The organism is Haemophilus sp. HMSC61B11, from assembly GCF_001838615.1.
Classification (GTDB): Bacteria; Pseudomonadota; Gammaproteobacteria; order Enterobacterales; family Pasteurellaceae; genus Haemophilus_D; species Haemophilus_D parainfluenzae_AD.
This window is the reverse complement of record NZ_KV837971.1, coordinates 101,192-117,204: the sequence shown is the minus strand read 5'-3', so window position 1 is coordinate 117,204 and position 16,013 is coordinate 101,192. Positions and strand designations below refer to the sequence as shown.

General features: G+C 39.8%; 14 protein-coding genes. 9 read left to right on the top strand and 5 right to left on the bottom strand.

Features of this window, described 5'->3' with window-relative positions; genetic code table 11:
• Positions 1–21: 21 nt before the first annotated feature.
• Complete coding sequence (gene sfsA / locus HMPREF3263_RS04755; RefSeq protein WP_049371121.1) at positions 22–738, bottom strand: DNA/RNA nuclease SfsA; 717 nt, start codon at positions 736–738, stop codon at positions 22–24.
• A gap of 91 nt (positions 739–829) precedes the next feature.
• Complete coding sequence (locus HMPREF3263_RS04750) at positions 830–1,576, bottom strand: SIMPL domain-containing protein (protein ID WP_049366926.1); 747 nt, start codon at positions 1,574–1,576, stop codon at positions 830–832.
• A 242-nt stretch (positions 1,577–1,818) separates the two neighbouring features.
• On the opposite strand from HMPREF3263_RS04750, the gene HMPREF3263_RS04745 reads away from it, so the two are divergent.
• The 4 genes from HMPREF3263_RS04745 (at position 1,819) to odhB (ending at position 7,552) form a co-directional block, all read left to right on the top strand.
• The gene (locus HMPREF3263_RS04745; RefSeq protein ID WP_005699490.1) at positions 1,819–2,481 is read left to right on the top strand and encodes a Bax inhibitor-1/YccA family protein; all 663 of its coding nucleotides are present in this window, start codon (positions 1,819–1,821) and stop codon (positions 2,479–2,481) included.
• 125 nt (positions 2,482–2,606) lie between these two features.
• Positions 2,607–3,311, top strand: a complete 705-nt coding sequence (locus HMPREF3263_RS04740) for a ComEA family DNA-binding protein (protein WP_065243221.1) — start codon at positions 2,607–2,609, stop codon at positions 3,309–3,311.
• Positions 3,312–3,460: 149 nt separating this feature from the next.
• Positions 3,461–6,268: a 2-oxoglutarate dehydrogenase E1 component gene (gene sucA, locus HMPREF3263_RS04735; RefSeq protein WP_070853036.1), complete on the top strand. Its 2,808-nt coding sequence runs from the start codon at positions 3,461–3,463 to the stop codon at positions 6,266–6,268.
• 57 nt (positions 6,269–6,325) lie between these two features.
• The gene (gene odhB, locus HMPREF3263_RS04730; protein ID WP_070853035.1) at positions 6,326–7,552 is read left to right on the top strand and encodes a 2-oxoglutarate dehydrogenase complex dihydrolipoyllysine-residue succinyltransferase; all 1,227 of its coding nucleotides are present in this window, start codon (positions 6,326–6,328) and stop codon (positions 7,550–7,552) included.
• 101 nt (positions 7,553–7,653) lie between these two features.
• Here odhB and cytX read toward each other — a convergent pair whose 3' ends face one another.
• Complete coding sequence (gene cytX / locus HMPREF3263_RS04725; RefSeq protein ID WP_049371116.1) at positions 7,654–8,832, bottom strand: putative hydroxymethylpyrimidine transporter CytX; 1,179 nt, start codon at positions 8,830–8,832, stop codon at positions 7,654–7,656.
• A 144-nt stretch (positions 8,833–8,976) separates the two neighbouring features.
• Between cytX and sucC the strand changes: the two genes are divergently transcribed.
• The 5 genes from sucC (at position 8,977) to cysB (ending at position 13,795) form a co-directional block, all read left to right on the top strand.
• Positions 8,977–10,143: an ADP-forming succinate--CoA ligase subunit beta gene (gene sucC, locus HMPREF3263_RS04720; RefSeq protein WP_049371115.1), complete on the top strand. Its 1,167-nt coding sequence runs from the start codon at positions 8,977–8,979 to the stop codon at positions 10,141–10,143.
• A gap of 2 nt (positions 10,144–10,145) precedes the next feature.
• On the top strand, positions 10,146–11,015 hold the full coding sequence (gene sucD / locus HMPREF3263_RS04715) for a succinate--CoA ligase subunit alpha (protein ID WP_070853034.1): 870 nt from the start codon (positions 10,146–10,148) through the stop codon (positions 11,013–11,015).
• A 122-nt stretch (positions 11,016–11,137) separates the two neighbouring features.
• Positions 11,138–11,761, top strand: coding sequence for an L-threonylcarbamoyladenylate synthase (locus HMPREF3263_RS04710; RefSeq protein ID WP_014065282.1), 624 nt, complete (start codon positions 11,138–11,140; stop codon positions 11,759–11,761).
• Between the two features lie 39 nt (positions 11,762–11,800).
• The gene (gene rluB / locus HMPREF3263_RS04705) at positions 11,801–12,811 is read left to right on the top strand and encodes a 23S rRNA pseudouridine(2605) synthase RluB (protein WP_081279070.1); all 1,011 of its coding nucleotides are present in this window, start codon (positions 11,801–11,803) and stop codon (positions 12,809–12,811) included.
• 12 nt (positions 12,812–12,823) lie between these two features.
• On the top strand, positions 12,824–13,795 hold the full coding sequence (gene cysB, locus HMPREF3263_RS04700) for an HTH-type transcriptional regulator CysB (protein WP_005698972.1): 972 nt from the start codon (positions 12,824–12,826) through the stop codon (positions 13,793–13,795).
• A gap of 56 nt (positions 13,796–13,851) precedes the next feature.
• On the opposite strand, the gene HMPREF3263_RS04695 is transcribed toward cysB, so the two are convergent.
• Positions 13,852–14,916 carry an MFS transporter gene (locus HMPREF3263_RS04695; protein ID WP_005699065.1) on the bottom strand — a complete coding sequence of 355 codons (1,065 nt, stop codon included), beginning with the start codon at positions 14,914–14,916 and terminating at the stop codon, positions 13,852–13,854.
• A 96-nt stretch (positions 14,917–15,012) separates the two neighbouring features.
• Positions 15,013–15,957, bottom strand: coding sequence for a 50S ribosomal protein L3 N(5)-glutamine methyltransferase (gene prmB, locus HMPREF3263_RS04690; RefSeq protein ID WP_005698952.1), 945 nt, complete (start codon positions 15,955–15,957; stop codon positions 15,013–15,015).
• Positions 15,958–16,013: the final 56 nt, after the last annotated feature.

The window sequence follows — 16,013 nt, the reverse complement described above, 5'->3', positions numbered from 1 at the left end:
AAATAATTCTCAATTATTTTTTTAGTCGATGTAAGGTACACTTTCTGTGAGAGAAAGTGCGGTCGGAATTCCATCTGAGATTTCAAATTTTCCCGCATAAGCATAAGCTTCAACGCCCTGAGATTTGGCGTCTTTTAAAAGGCGATCATATTCAGGATCTACAAACTCAGCGATTTTAAAACGATCGAAGCCATCATGTAGTCCGGCAAAGAGAACAACGGCGCGATGTCCTTGTTTTTTCATGGCTAAAAGCTCACGAACATGTTTTTGCCCACGAGTAGTCACCGCATCGGGAAACATTCCTAATGTACCTTTTACGAAGGTGATGGATTTCACTTCAACATAACAATCTAGCAATCCTTCACCTTTAAGTAAGAAGTCGATACGGCTATTTTCTTCACCATATTTCACTTCAGGATAAATTTCATCATACATAGCGAGTTCTTTGATTTGTTTATTTTGCAAGGCTTCAAAGACTAGCTGGTTGGATCTTTGCGTGTTAATACAAACAAGTTGGCCATTTGCTAATTGCGTCAATTCCCAACTATGTGGATATTTGCGAGTTTGGCTATCAGAATGAGAGTACCAAACGGTATCACCTTTTTCTCCACAGCCAGTCATTGCACCAGTATTTGCACAATGAATCGTGATCACTTCACCGTTTGGTAATTCAATATCAGTCAAAAAACGCTTATAGCGGCGAATTAATTTTGCGGATTTTAGAGTAGGGAGTTGCATAGCTTATTCCTTGTTAAAAGAAAGTGCGGTCGAATTTAATGATGAAATTGACCGCACTTTGTTCTTATAGATGTCTGGTTATATTAAACAATTATTCAATGGCATATTCAATGGTAACGACTAAGCGTGCTTTTTTCTCAATGGTGCTTGTGTCGTAGCTACCAGTGTAATCGCTAGAGTCATCGGCATCAGGATTTGGCGCTTGAATGTAGAATGGCCCTTGTGAAGCGGATTTTAATACGCCAACTTTTACATTACTGGTTTTCGCAAACTCTTCAGCACGAACATGTGCATCTTGTGTGGCTTTTGAAATTAATTCACGTTTAATTTGTTCAAGATTTTCTAAGTAATAGTTTGGATCACCAAAACTAATGTCTTGGTTGTTGGCAACTAATTGGTGAATATTGGTGAGTGCTTTTTGTAACTTAGTCAGTTCTTTGGTTGAAATTCTGATTGCTCTTGATGCATCAAAGCCATTGTCTCTACTTTTGGTTTCACCTTTTTCATTTTCATAATAGTCAGTATGAGTAGAAACATCTAATTCTGTGATTTCTCGATTTTCATCAGCGAAACCTTGTGCTTTAAGGAAACGAACGGCTTCATTCAAGTTTTTCTGATTCGCTGCCATTGCATCATTATATGTTGGACCCCAACCGCTTACACGAATAACCCATGTTCCTTGTGTTGAGGTGTAATGACTTTCTGCCAAGCCCTTAACTGAAATAGAGCCGGTCTGGCGTAAATTTTTAAATTGATTACCTAAGATAAACGCTGATGCCATCAATCCAACTGCGAGAATGATGCCAAAAATAGCGAGATAAGATTTTTTGCTGTTCATATAATGTCCATGATGTGGAGTAAATAGAATGCTCATTATAATGTAATTCAGCTTGTTGAGTAAGTTAATTTATTCACTATAACGCATATAAAAAATAACTTTAAAAGTTGACCGCACTTTTACCTTCCTAAATTTAAAAATTAAAACAAATTCTTGATTTACCATTGACTTTTTGACCTATAGCCCTTACTTTACGGATTGATGTTTCATCAACTTTATTCTTTGTAAAATAAGGAGCTTTTATGCAATCTCGCATTGTTGTTAATTCACAGGAAGAATCACTACTTAGCACACATAAAGTGCTACGTAATACCTATTTCTTATTGGGATTAACGATGGCATTTTCGGCGGTTGTTGCTTATATCTCTATGAGCTTAAACTTGCCTTATCCAAATCTTATCGTATTGCTCGTGGGCTTTTACGGTTTACTTTTTGTGACAAACCGTTTAGCAAATAGTGCGTGGGGGATCTTGGCTGCATTCGCGTTCACTGGGTTTATGGGCTATACCATTGGGCCAATTTTAAATATGTATGTGGCGAGAGGAATGGAAGATTTGATTATGCTTGCATTTGCAGGTACAGCCATCGTCTTCTTTGCTTGTTCAGCTTACGTGCTAACAACGAAGAAAGATATGTCTTTCCTTTCTACCGCAATTTTCTCATTATTTATCGTGTTATTGTTAGGGATTGTGGCAAGCTTCTTCTTCCAAATTCCAGCACTAGCGGTAGGGATCAGTGCATTGTTTGTGGTGTTCTCAACAATGACAATCCTTTATGAAACCAGCAATATTATTCACGGTGGCGAAACAAACTATATTCGTGCAACAGTGAGTATTTATGTGTCAATTTACAACTTATTCATTAGCTTATTAAGATTACTTTCTATCTTCTCAAGTGATGATTAGTCAGTATTAAATTTAAAGACGCTCCTGATTAGGGGCGTTTTTTTGTTTTGAACTAATTTTCTTAAGATAAGTCTTAGCATACAGGTTCGCTTGTCGTGCCTATTAATAACTAAATAGGAGTTTTTATGAAATCTTTAAAATCACTTTTAACATTAACATCACTTGCATTAGCCGTATCTGGTTCTGCATTGGCAACGAATACATCTGTATTACCAACAAAAGAATCAGTCTTAACTAATTCAAAATCAATGGTTGAAAGTACAAAAGCTGATGTGAAAAATGCGGCAAATGATAAGCTTAAATCAATGAGTGATAGTGCGAGCTCAACAAAATCAAATGCATTAGATAAAGTAACTGAAGCTAAAGAAAAAGCAACATCTGCGAAAGATGCAATGAAAGATAAAGCGACTTCTGCAAAAGATGCGGTAAAAGAGAAAGCATCTACTTTAAAAGAAAAAGCGACTGAGAATAATCAACCGTCCATGAAAGACAAAACCACTGAAAAATTAAATTCAGTGAAAGATAATGCGAAAGAAAAAGCGTCTGACGCAAAAACAAAAGCAGCAGATAAAGTAAAAGAAGTGAAAGAAAAAGCGACTTCAACAAAAGAATCAGTAAAAGACAAAGTGGCTTCTTCTGCTAAAGTAAATATCAATAAAGCAGATGCAGAAACATTACAAAAACTTTCAGGCATCGGAGAGAAAAAAGCACAAGCAATTATTGATTATCGTAACAAAGTGGGCAAAATCAAAAGTGCTGCCGAGCTTTCAAATATTGATGGTATCGGTGAAGCTACAATTGAAAAAATCACCCCATTCTTAAGTTTCTAAGAAAACTCAGATAAAACAGACCGCACTTTATGTGCGGTTTTTTTGTTGAAGTAGATCACAAAATTGTAACAAAGTGTGATTTGAGGATTATTTCTTTTTTTATCCTATGTATAATGGGCAGACAACATCATGTAATACAAGGGGTAGATATGCAGCATTACAATGCCTTTGATGAATGGTTGGCTTCAACCGCTTTGGGTGGTTCTAATCAATCGTATATTGAGGAATTATACGAACGTTATTTAGAAGATCCATCTTCAGTCGATGAAAGCTGGCGTGCTACGTTTGATGCATTGCCGAAAACAACCGCAGTAGAGCAACCACATTCACCAGTCCGTGATTATTTCCGTCGCTTAGCGAGAGAAAATACAACAGAAGCTGTGACGGTTATCGATCCAGAAGCCAGTGCCAAATTAGTTAAAGTCCTCCAATTTATCAATGCTTATCGCTTCCGCGGTCATTTAGAAGCGAAACTTGACCCAATCAATTATTATCGCTGGAAAGTATCCACCGTACCTGAATTGGATTACCGTTATCACGGTTTTACCGAACAGGATCTCAATGAAACCTTCAATATTAATCACTACGTCTATCATCGCGATAACATCAAGTTAGGTGATTTAGCTGAAATGCTGAAAGAGACCTATTGCGGCTCAATTGGTCTTGAGTTTATGCATGTTCAAGATATGGAGCAAAAAAGTTGGCTACAAAGCAAATTAGAAAGCCAATTAAATAAACCGCTCTTTACCAAAGAAGAAAAAATTAATTTATTAAGTGAATTGACCGCTGCAGATGGCTTAGAACGCTATCTCGGTGCAAAATTCCCGGGGGCAAAACGTTTCTCTTTAGAGGGAAGTGATGCCTTTATTCCATTGATGAAAGAAATTATTCGTCATGCGAGCAAACAAGGTGTACAAGATGTGATGTTTGGTATGGCACACCGTGGTCGTTTAAATATGTTAGTAAACGTGCTCGGTAAGAAACCCGAAGATCTTTTTGACGAGTTTGCGGGTAAACATTCAGGCGAGCGTACAGGTGATGTGAAATACCACCAAGGTTTCTCTTCTGACTTCGCAGTCGGTGAGCGTCGCGTACATTTAACCCTTGCATTTAACCCGTCGCACTTAGAAATTGTTAGTCCAGTGGTTATTGGTGCGGTACGTTCTCGTCAAACGAAAAAGAACGATACAGAGCGTAATCAAGTATTAGCGGTTACTGTTCATGGGGATTCAGCGGTAGCGGGACAAGGTGTTGTACAAGAAACCTTGAATATGTCTAATGCACGTGGTTATACCGTTGGTGGAACAATCCGTATTGTGATCAATAACCAAATTGGTTTTACCACCTCTAACCCAAATGACACCCGTTCAACAGAATATTGTACAGACATTGCGAAAATGATTCAGGCACCGATTATTCATGTGAATGGTGATGATCCTGAAGCAGTGGCTTTTGCGGCGAGAATGGCGGTGGAATATCGTAATTTATTCAAACGCGATATTTTCATTGATCTCATTTCTTATCGTCGTCATGGTCATAATGAAGCAGATGAACCATTAGCCACTCAACCAATGATGTATAGCATCATTAAAAAACATCCAACGCCACGTAAAGTCTATGCAGATCGTTTAATTGCTGAAGGGGTGATTACCGAAGAAGAAGCCATTGAAATGATGAATCTCTATCGTGATGCCTTAGATAACGGTGATCGCGTAGTGAAAGAATGGCGAGAAATGGATATCGCCCAAATGGACTGGTTGCAATATCTCAACTATGACTGGACATCCCCTTACGAAAGTAAATTCCCACAAGAACGTTTCCAAACTTTAGCGGAGCGTGTCAGTGAATATCCAGAAACCTTGCGTGCTCATCCTCGTGTAGAAAAAATTTATGCTGATCGCCGTGAAATGGCAAAAGGCGAGAAATTGTTCGATTGGGGTATGGCGGAAACTATGGCATACGCAACCTTATTAGATGAAGGTGCTAATGTTCGTTTATCGGGTGAAGATGCGGGACGTGGTACGTTCTTCCATCGTCATGCGGTTGTGCATAACCAAAATGACGGGACAGGTTATGTGCCATTAACACATTTACATGCCAACCAAGGTCGTTTTGAGGTGTGGGATTCTGTATTATCCGAAGAAGCCGTATTAGCTTTTGAATATGGTTATGCGACAACAGATCCAAAAACATTAACCATTTGGGAAGCGCAATTTGGTGACTTTGCAAACGGTGCACAAATCGTGATTGACCAATTTATCAGTTCAGGCGAACAAAAATGGGGCAGAATGTGTGGCTTGGTGATGTTATTACCACATGGTTATGAAGGCCAAGGTCCAGAGCACTCATCAGCTCGTTTAGAACGTTATTTACAACTTTGTGCAGAACAGAATATGCAAGTGTGTATTCCATCTACACCAGCACAGGTTTACCACATGCTACGTCGTCAATCGATCCGTAAAATGCGTCGTCCATTAATTGGTATTTCACCAAAATCTTTATTACGTCATCCACTTGCCGTGTCAAATTTAGATGAATTAGTAAATGGCACATTCCAAACAGTCATTGGTGAAATTGATAACATCGATCCGAAACAAGTTAAACGCGTAGTCCTATGCTCTGGTAAAGTGTATTACGATCTCTTGGAACAACGTCGTGCGAATAACCAAACCGATGTGGCGATTATTCGTATTGAGCAGCTTTACCCATATCCACATGAAGATGTGAAGAAAGCATTAGAACCTTATGCTCATGTGACGGATTATGTATGGTGTCAAGAAGAGCCATTAAACCAAGGTGCTTGGTATTGTAGTAAGCATAACTTTGACAGCTCGCTTCCAGAGCATGTGAAGTTAAAATATGCAGGTCGTCCTGCCTCAGCTTCACCTGCGGTAGGTTACATGTCTTTACACACCAAACAGCAAAAACAATTGGTAGAAGACGCGCTGACACTGTAAAAGTGCGGTCGAAATTTCAGTAATTTTTAAAAAAAGAATAATTTGAAGGAAAATAAAATGACAATCGAAATTCTTGTTCCAGATTTACCGGAATCCGTTGCGGATGCAACTGTTGCAACATGGCATAAAAAAGTTGGTGAGACGGTAAAACGTGACGAAGTATTAGTAGAAATTGAAACAGATAAAGTGGTACTTGAAGTACCAGCCTTAAGCGATGGCGTAGTGACTGAAATTCTTCAAGAAGAAGGTGCAACCGTAGTAAGTAAACAGCTTTTAGGTAAACTTTCTACTCAACAGGCTGGCGATATTTCAACTGAAACAGTGAAAGGCAATGAGCCAACACCAGCAGATCGTCAAAAAGCAGCGATTGAAAATAGTCACAATAATTCAGCGGATCAAGGTCCTGCTATTCGTCGTTTATTAGCAGAACACGATTTAGATGCAGAGAAAATTCAAGGTTCTGGTGTGGGTGGACGTATTACCCGTGAAGATATTGCGCGTGAAGTGGCAAAACGTGATGCTCAAAAAGCAAAACAAGATGTGGCAACAGAGCAGAATACCATTAGCACCGTTGCATATAGCTCTCGTTCAGAAAAACGCGTACCAATGACCCGTTTACGTAAACGTATTGCAGAACGTTTATTGGAAGCAAAAAATACCACTGCAATGCTCACCACATTCAATGAAGTGGATATGCAGCCGATTATGAAATTACGTAAAACATACGGCGAGAAATTTGAGAAACAACATGGTGTACGTTTAGGCTTTATGTCTTTCTACATTAAGGCCGTGGTTGAAGCGTTAAAACGTTATCCTGAAGTGAATGCTTCAATTGACGGTGATGACATTGTGTATCACAACTATTTTGATATTAGTATTGCCGTTTCAACGCCACGTGGTTTAGTCACACCTGTATTACGCAACTGCGATAAAGTTAGCATGGCGGATATTGAGAAACAAATTAAAGCGCTAGTAGAAAAAGGCCGTGATGGTAAATTAACGGTTGAAGATTTAACAGGCGGTAATTTCACCATTACTAACGGTGGCGTATTTGGTTCTTTAATGTCTACACCAATTATCAATCCACCGCAAAGTGCAATTTTAGGCATGCACGCGATTAAAGAACGCCCAGTTGCGGTAGATGGTCAAGTAGTGATTCGTCCGATGATGTATTTGGCCTTATCTTATGACCACCGTTTAATTGATGGTCGTGAATCTGTCGGCTTCTTAGTGGCGATTAGAGACTTATTGGAAGATCCAACTCGTTTATTATTAGAAATCTAAGCATATAGGCTTTTCTCTTTTGAGGGGAAAAGCCTTTTTTATATCGAAGTAACTAAAAGGGCGGGAATAATGCCCGCCTTTCTATCGTTAAAATCCAATCTTTATTTAGCTATTTTGCGTACTAAGATTGCTAAGATAAAGGTAATGATGATAACAGGGAAAGTCAGACCTAAATCGCTTTCCCAACCTTTTGCCATAAGAAAACGATAGAGCACAAAGCCGACAAACCAAACGCCGAGTCCAACACTATCAACTGATTTTCTTACATCATGCTGTTTAAGAACAAAGAAATCAGCGATAAGCACGGCGATCATTGGTGCGAATACTGAACCAATAAAGAACAAGAAATGTTCGTATTCTGTCACTGGTAAGGTTGAGGCTAATATAATGCCCACAATCACGGTAAGTATGGAGATTGGCGTGACTTTTAATTGAGGGAAAATATTGTTTAAACTCATGCCGGTGGAATAGGCGGGAAGTGCAGTGTTAATCATGGTAGAGGCGATGACAATTAATACGCCGATAACACTGACACCAGCAAGCGAAAGAATTTGTGATATTTCAGATTTACCGGTCACTAATGCTGCACCTAAGCCGAGAGCATACATCCAGCAGCTAGTCGCGGTATAAGTCAGCGTTGAAAGTGCGGTCGTTTTAAATGGTGTTTCACTGTTTTTCGTGTGGTCTGATACTACCGGTAACCAAGAAAGTGGCATGACGGCAGCAATTTCAACAGCTGTACCAAATTTGATATTTTGTGCTACATCCATGGCAATGAATGGTTTATTCGCAACTTGAATACTAAGCCACAACATCAGTAAAAACATGGTGACAAGTGAAATACTTTTAAAGATACCTAATTTAGTAAAGCCGAGTAGTAGCCAAAGTATGATGAGTATGCCTAAGCCAAGTGTAAGAAATGGGAAGAGTGACGCATCGGGTGTTTGATTCAAGATAGAAATGACGTCAGCGCCCATATAAATCATGACAGCTGTCCATCCCATCAGTTGCATGGCATTGAGTAAAGAAAAAAGTCCAGAACCTTTTTCACCAAATGAAATTTGTACCGTTTGCATGGCACTTTTTTGGGTTCTCGCACCGATGTAACCTGCACAGAAAAACATCGAACCACCAATAAAGTGTCCAACGACGATGGCGATTAAACCTTGTTTCCATCCTAGTGGTGCAAACCAAGTACCCGTGAGAATTTCTGCCATTGAAATAGCAGCGGTAAACCAAATGAGTGCAATCGCAAGATTGCTTGATTTTTTCGTTTGCATGTTGTTATCCTTAACATGAGTTGTGGTTATACTGTCCCAGTATATAACTCAATATAGAAAGGGCAAGCCAAGAATTTAAAATAAAACAAAGTGCGGTCAAATTTTTGTTTGTTTCGCTAAACAACATCAAAATAGGAAGGAAATATGAATTTACATGAGTACCAAGCTAAGCAGCTTTTTAAGCAATATGCGCTGCCAGTGAGTGAGGGGGTGGTGTGCCAAACGGCAGATGAAGCTGAAATGGCACTCTTTCAGCTGAATGGTGATGTTTGGATAGCGAAATGTCAAGTTCACGCAGGTGGACGCGGAAAAGCCGGTGGTGTGAAGCTCATACATAATGCAGAAGAAGCGCGAGCTTTTGCAGATAAATGGCTTGGCCAACATTTAGTCACCTTCCAAACTGATAAAAAAGGCCAACCCGTTAATAGCATTTATATTGAAGAAACCTGCCAGATAGAGAAAGAACTTTACCTTGGTGCAGTAATTGATCGTGCTTCGCAGAAAGTGGTTTTTATGGCTTCTTCAGCAGGGGGGATGAGCATTGAGGATGTGGCAAGAGAGACGCCTGAATTAATTCATAAAGTGACCATTGATCCTCTCGTGGGTGGAATGCCATATCAAGGCCGTGAATTAGCCTTTAAACTTGGTTTAAGTGGCGAACAAAATAAACAATTTGCCGAGATTTTTGTAAAACTCGCTAAACTTTTTATCGAAAAAGATTTTTCTCTAGTTGAAGTCAATCCGCTCGTGGTGACAAAAGAAGGCAATTTAATTTGCGTAGATGCAAAAGTGAGCATTGATGATAACTCACTTTATCGACATCCTGATTTATTAGCCTTACGCGATTTAAGTCAAAGTGATGCACGTGAAGCAGAAGCAGAAAAATATCAGCTTAACTATGTTGCTTTGGAAGGTGATATTGGCTGTATGGTCAATGGCGCCGGGCTTGCTATGGGTACCATGGATATCGTGAAATTATATGGTGGTAATCCTGCAAACTTCCTTGATGTTGGTGGCGGTGCAACGAAAGAGCGTGTGGCTGAAGCCTTTAAGATTATTCTCACCGATAAAAATGTGAAATCAGTCTTAGTAAATATTTTTGGTGGAATCGTACACTGTGATCTTATTGCTGAAGGTGTCGTAGCAGCGATTCAAGAAGTCGGTGTAAAAGTGCCTGTTGTGGTTCGATTAGAAGGAACCAATGCCCCACAAGGCAGAGCAATTTTAGCCGAAAGTGGTGTGAATTTAATTGCTGCACATAGTTTACAAGAAGCAGCACAAGCGGCAGTGAAAGCGGCAAAAGGAGAATAATCATGGCGATTTTAATTAATAAAGAGACAAAAGTAATTTGCCAAGGTTTCACTGGTGCTCAAGGAACATTTCACAGCGAACAGGCATTGGCTTATGGCACCAAGTTAGTGGGGGGCGTTTCACCAAATAAAGGCGGAACAACGCATTTAGGTTTGCCGGTATTTAATACAGTGCGTGAAGCAGTGCAAGTTACAGGGGCTACGGCAACCATGATTTATGTGCCTGCACCATTTTGTAAAGATGCTATTTTAGAAGCCATTGATGCAGGCATTCAATTAGTGGTCTGTATTACAGAAGGCATCCCAACATTGGATATGCTGTTGGTAAAACAAAAATTAAATGAAACGGGTGTTGTGATGATCGGGCCGAATTGCCCAGGCGTGATTACACCAGATGAATGTAAGATTGGTATTATGCCAGGCAATATCCATAAAAAAGGCAGAGTAGGCATTGTTTCCCGTTCCGGTACTTTGACCTATGAAGCGGTACAACAGACAACAGATGAAGGCTTTGGTCAATCTACTTGCGTAGGGATCGGCGGCGATCCTATCCCAGGATCCAACTTCATTGATATTCTCAAACGTTTCCAAGAAGATCCTGAAACTGAAGCTATCGTGATGATTGGTGAAATCGGTGGCTCTGCAGAAGAAGAAGCGGCAGCGTTTATTAAATCTTATGTGACGAAACCGGTAGTGGCTTATATCGCAGGTATGACGGCACCAAAAGGCAAGCGTATGGGACACGCAGGAGCGATTATCAGCGGTGGAAAAGGAACGGCAGAAGATAAAATTGCTGCACTTGAAGCAGCTGGCGTGAAAACGATGAGAAGTCTCGCTGAAATCGGTTCAGCCCTTCATGAATTATTGAAATAAAATACCTAAAAAATGGACCGCACTTTAGATTAGTTTCAAAGTGCGGTCGTTTTTTATAACAAATTCTTATAACCTGCATCTAAATCGGTGTATAATCTCATCAGTTTTTTAAGGACAAAATTATGAGCCAATTTTTCTATATCCATCCTGAAAATCCGCAAGCGCGTTTGATTAATCAAGCGGTAGAAATTTTGCGTCAAGGCGGTGTCATTGTATACCCGACCGATTCAGGCTATGCCTTAGGTTGTATGATCGGCGATAAACATGCGATGGATCGCATTGTTGCAATTCGTAAATTGCCGGAAGGGCATAATTTTACGTTGGTATGTAGCGATTTATCCGAGCTTTCAACCTACGCAACGGTGAGCAATTCGGCTTATCGTTTAATTAAAAACAATACACCGGGGCGTTATACCTTTATTTTGACAGCAACGAAAGAGCTTCCTCGTCGATTAATGACGTCAAAACGCAAAACGATTGGCTTGCGTGTACCAGATAATCAAATCGCCTTAGATTTATTGAAGGCATTAGGCGAACCAATTTTATCTTGCTCACTGATGTTGCCTGATAATGAACATATGACTTATTCCGATCCCGAAGAGATTCGCGAATGCTTAGAACGTCAAGTGGATTTAATTATTCATGGTGGCTATTTAGGTCAAGAGCCAACAACGGTGGTAGATTTAACGGAAGAATCGCCAGTCATTTTACGTGAAGGAAGTGGTAGTACCGATCCTTTCATTTAACTTATTTTAGACGCTTGGGAAAGCGACAAAGGAAAACAGATGAAACCTATTCAAAAACCAGTCAGACAAGAACGTGAAAAACAAGCAGGAAAACAACCGCACTTTGAGCGTAAAGATCGTAAAAGTGCGGTCAATTCTGACATCAAATCAACTCCTAAGGCTAAGGTGGCTAAGCCATCTCGTCAATCTACTGTAGAAGGTGAAAAATTACAGAAAGTGCTTGCGCGAGCAGGACAAGGCTCTCGTCGTGAAATTGAAGCAATGATTGCTGAAAATCGAGTGAGTGTCGATGGCAAAATGGCGACTCTTGGCGATCGTATTGATGTACATTCCGGTGTAAAAGTGCGTATTGATGGTCGCATTATCAACCTTCAACAAGCACAAAAAGAAGTATGCCGTGTATTAATGTATTACAAACCTGAAGGCGAACTTTGTACGCGTAGTGATCCCGAAGGTCGTCCGACCGTATTCGATCGTTTACCACGCTTAAATGGCGCAAGATGGATTGCGGTAGGCCGTTTGGATATTAATACTTCAGGCTTATTGCTTTTCACGACAGATGGCGAATTAGCGAATCGTTTAATGCACCCAAGCCGTGAAGTTGAGCGTGAGTATTCTGTGCGTGTATTTGGTCAAGTGGATGATGCCATGTTAGCGCGTTTACGTAAAGGCGTGCAGTTGGAAGATGGTCCAGCCAATTTCAAAGAAATCAAATTTGCGGGCGGTGTGGGGATGAATCAATGGTACGATGTGACTTTAATGGAAGGTCGTAACCGTGAAGTGCGTCGTCTGTGGGAATCACAAGGTATTCAAGTGAGCCGCTTAATTCGTATTCGTTACGGCAACATTAAGCTGATGAAAGGTTTACCGCGTGGTGGCTGGGAAGAAATGAATCTGGAAAATGTCAACTATTTACGTGAATTAGTGGGCTTGCCACCAGAAACTGAAACCAAATTAGACGTGACGAAACCTCGTCGTCGACCAAAATCAGGTCAAATTCGTAAAGCAGTAAAACGTTATACTGAGTTAAGTAAACGCTATAAAAAATAGGTGGTATTCGCGATGAAAATGCAGCAACTCCGCTACATTGTTGAGATTGTAAACCAAAATTTAAATGTGACTGAAGCCGCGAATGCGCTTTATACCTCTCAGCCAGGTATCAGTAAACAAGTTCGCTTGTTAGAAGATGAATTAGGTTTAGAGATTTTTGAGCGTAATGGTAAACACATTAAATCCATTACGCCAGCGGGTAAAAAGATCGTCGCAATTGCTCGTGAGCTTCTAGTGAAAGCGCAAAGCATTAAATCAGTAGCCAATGAATATACTTGTCCGAATCATGGCGTGTTACGCATCGCAACAACCAATACGCAAGCACGTTATATGCTGCCAGCTGTAGTGGAACGTTTCTCTAAACAATATCCGGATGTGAGTTTGCATATTCATCAAGGTTCACCGACGCAAATTCATGATGCATTGATTTCAGGCGAAGTGGATTTAGCGATCACAACAGAAGCGCCGTATATTTTTGATGATTTGATTCAACTGCCTTGCTATTTGTGGAATCGTTCGGTGATTGTTAAACCTGACCATCCTTTGGCAAAAGTGAAAAATCTTACTGTTGAGGAGTTGGGGAAATATCCGTTAGTCACTTATACCTTTGGTTTTACCGGTGTGTCTGATTTGGACTATGCGTTTAATCGAGCGGGGATTCTGCCGAACATTGTGTTTACCGCAACGGATGCTGACGTGATTAAAACTTATGTGCGTTTAGGATTAGGTGTGGGCATTATGGCATCTATGGCGCATACTCCAGTAGATAAGGATTTAGTGGCGATTGATGCAGGGCATTTGTTCCGAGCGAGTATGACGCAAATTGCGTTTAAACACAGTACTTTCTTACGCAACTATATGTATGACTTTATTGAATTTTTCTCTCCACACTTAACCCGACCAATGGTTGAAAAGGCTGAGAAATTGCGTGATAACAGCGCAGTGAAGAAATTGTTTGATAATGTTGAATTAGAAGTGAAATAAGCATAGAAAAATATAAAAGTGCGGTCAGAATTTAATGAGAATTCTGACCGTTTTTTTCATAATAAAAACAAATGTGGCACTAAGTTCATGACGATAACAGTTGCGATAGAAAGCAATAATCGTGATGAGCCAAAGATAAAACCTCGGTTAGTACCATTATCAAATTTTACTAATAAATTCGCCATTGCCGTTAAGGCATAGACTTCAATCACTGTGAAGATGACCAAGTAAATATAAGCAGAAACCAAAGAAATATATTTCAACGTAATAAACCAAGGCAGGATGATGCCAACAGCCAAGATTGGCGCCACCCATAGCGTTTGTTTAATCGTTAAGTTAATTTTTCGAGAAAAATAACTTTGTAGTAAGACAGTCAGCAAACCATTTACAAAAAGTGCAATGGGGGAGTGTTCCGGCATACCTAATTTGTTATCAAACAGAAACGGAAAGATCACAAAGAATGAGGTTGCAATGGAAAGGGGAATAAACAGCATCAAATGCACCCATAAAAATTCTTTGGTGATGATTTCTTTAATTTGGGCAAACCGAAATTTCACTAAGGTTTGCAAGGTTTGGATTTGATAAAACGGTTTTACCATTAAGGCAAAGAGAATCGCTTCCATCGCAAAGCATACCCAAATCAACCATTCAATATGATTGTATTTAATAAATGGAATCACCAACAAAGGCGCAAACATAGACGACATGGAGGTGACTTTCAAATATTTTCCTTGTAATCGGGTTTTCTCTTTGTATTCTTCACCCGCGATCACCAATAGGCAGGCTTTCGCATTGGTACCAAACAAACAACTGCCTAAGCCAAAACAGGTGGTAGCAATTAAAAGCAGAATATAATTATCAGCAGAGAGAAAGAAAATATAGGCAATCACATCTAAAAAGCACCCAAGTAACATCATTTTAGCCAATCCAAAACGATCGCCCCAGATACCGGCTAAAATCGCTAATGCTTGGTTGCAGAAGAAAAGCAACGAGAGCGAAAAGGCAATTTCGCTGTTACTTAAGCCTTTTCCTTGTAAATAGATGAAAAATACCGTTTGCATGGAAAAGAATGCAAGGGTAGAAAAGAAACGACGAGTCAGTAAAAGTTTTTGTAAATTCATTGTTTTATTTAAAAAAGAAAAGCACGCGTTAAGAACGCGCGCCAGTAATTGTTAAGTGCGGTCAAAATTTACGACAATTTTTAACCGCACTTTAGCTTAAAAAGAATCGTGATATTTCACTAAATCTTCGCGGCTAATGGCAAATACACCTAGGCCGCCATTTTTTAGTTTAACCCATTCAAATGGCACATCTGGATATTGTTCGATAAGGCTCACCATGCTGTTGCCCACTTCACAAACGAGCACGCCATTTGGCGTTAAATAATCCGGCGCTTGTTTTAAAATTTGTTTTGTAATTTCTAAACCATCAACACCAGAACCTAAGGCTAATTCAGGCTCATAATGGAATTCTTCCGGCATATCTGCCAGATCTTCTTCATCCACATAAGGCGGATTGGTGACGATTAAATCATATTGCTGACCAAAGAGATTTTGGAATAAATCTGATTGAATTGGGAAAACTCGATGTTCTAATTGGTGGCGTGCAATATTGATTTCTGCCACATTTAACGCATCTGCGGAAAGATCGACTGCATCTACTTCAGCTTCAGGAAAGGCTTCAGCCGTCGCGATTGCAATACAACCACTTCCAGTACAAAGATCTAAAATACGTTTTGGTTCAGATTTTAAAAGCGGAGCAAATTTATCTTGGATTAATGCACTAATTGGCGAGCGAGGAATAATCGTACGCTCATCCACATAAAATTCTAATCCGCAGAACCACGCACTATTCGTTAAATAAGCGACAGGTACACGTTGCTCAATACGACTTAAGACTAATTGTACTAAAGTCTCTTTTTCAGAATGAGTAAGTTTGCTGCTAAATAAATCTTGCGGAAAATCGAGCGGCAATTGAAGCCCCGCAAGGACTAATTGAAGGCTTTCATCCCACGCATTGTCGTGTCCTTGCCCATAGTAAATATCAGAACGGTTGAATGTGCTGTATGTCCAGCGTAAAAAATCTTGAATGGTCGTTAATTCACTTGCCACATTATCTTCTAAAATTGTCGCAACAAGTTCTTGATTGTGTAAGGTTTCCATTTTGTGCCTCAATAAAAAATTTGGCTAGTTATACCATAGAATAGATGTGCTATCAT

Excerpts from the sequence above, each read along its gene's own strand:
- HMPREF3263_RS04745 (WP_005699490.1), top strand. The coding sequence starts at position 1,819 with ATGCAATCTCGCATTGTTGTTAATTCACAGGAAGAATCACTACTTAGC.
- HMPREF3263_RS04710 (WP_014065282.1), top strand. The coding sequence starts at position 11,138 with ATGAGCCAATTTTTCTATATCCATCCTGAAAATCCGCAAGCGCGTTTG.
- cysB (WP_005698972.1), top strand. The coding sequence starts at position 12,824 with ATGAAAATGCAGCAACTCCGCTACATTGTTGAGATTGTAAACCAAAAT.
- rluB (WP_081279070.1), top strand. The coding sequence starts at position 11,801 with ATGAAACCTATTCAAAAACCAGTCAGACAAGAACGTGAAAAACAAGCA.
- cytX (WP_049371116.1), bottom strand. The coding sequence starts at position 8,832 with ATGCAAACGAAAAAATCAAGCAATCTTGCGATTGCACTCATTTGGTTT.
- sucC (WP_049371115.1), top strand. The coding sequence starts at position 8,977 with ATGAATTTACATGAGTACCAAGCTAAGCAGCTTTTTAAGCAATATGCG.
- HMPREF3263_RS04695 (WP_005699065.1), bottom strand. The coding sequence starts at position 14,916 with ATGAATTTACAAAAACTTTTACTGACTCGTCGTTTCTTTTCTACCCTT.
- odhB (WP_070853035.1), top strand. The coding sequence starts at position 6,326 with ATGACAATCGAAATTCTTGTTCCAGATTTACCGGAATCCGTTGCGGAT.
- sucA (WP_070853036.1), top strand. The coding sequence starts at position 3,461 with ATGCAGCATTACAATGCCTTTGATGAATGGTTGGCTTCAACCGCTTTG.
- HMPREF3263_RS04740 (WP_065243221.1), top strand. The coding sequence starts at position 2,607 with ATGAAATCTTTAAAATCACTTTTAACATTAACATCACTTGCATTAGCC.
- HMPREF3263_RS04750 (WP_049366926.1), bottom strand. The coding sequence starts at position 1,576 with ATGAACAGCAAAAAATCTTATCTCGCTATTTTTGGCATCATTCTCGCA.
- prmB (WP_005698952.1), bottom strand. The coding sequence starts at position 15,957 with ATGGAAACCTTACACAATCAAGAACTTGTTGCGACAATTTTAGAAGAT.
- sucD (WP_070853034.1), top strand. The coding sequence starts at position 10,146 with ATGGCGATTTTAATTAATAAAGAGACAAAAGTAATTTGCCAAGGTTTC.
- sfsA (WP_049371121.1), bottom strand. The coding sequence starts at position 738 with ATGCAACTCCCTACTCTAAAATCCGCAAAATTAATTCGCCGCTATAAG.